Source organism: Bacillus sp. V26, from assembly GCF_034296245.1.
Classification (GTDB): domain Bacteria; phylum Bacillota; class Bacilli; order Bacillales; family Bacillaceae; genus Bacillus; species Bacillus halotolerans.
Genome location: NZ_JAXKQF010000028.1, coordinates 1 through 255, shown reverse-complemented (window position 1 = coordinate 255; position 255 = coordinate 1). Strand labels below are relative to the sequence as shown.

The window sequence follows — 255 nt, the reverse complement described above, 5'->3', positions numbered from 1 at the left end:
AGATGGGAGCTTGCTCCCTGATGTTAGCGGCGGACGGGTGAGTAACACGTGGGTAACCTGCCTGTAAGACTGGGATAACTCCGGGAAACCGGGGCTAATACCGGATGCTTATTTGAACCGCATGGTTCAAATATAAAAGGTGGCTTCGGCTACCACTTACAGATGGACCCGCGGCGCATTAGCTAGTTGGTGAGGTAATGGCTCACCAAGGCAACGATGCGTAGCCGACCTGAGAGGGTGATCGGCCACACTGGG

The 255-nt window shown here is 54.9% G+C and carries 1 rRNA gene; it reads left to right on the top strand.

The window, feature by feature from the left end:
* Window positions 1-255, top strand: a 16S ribosomal RNA gene (locus UJ203_RS20985); the annotation flags it as partial.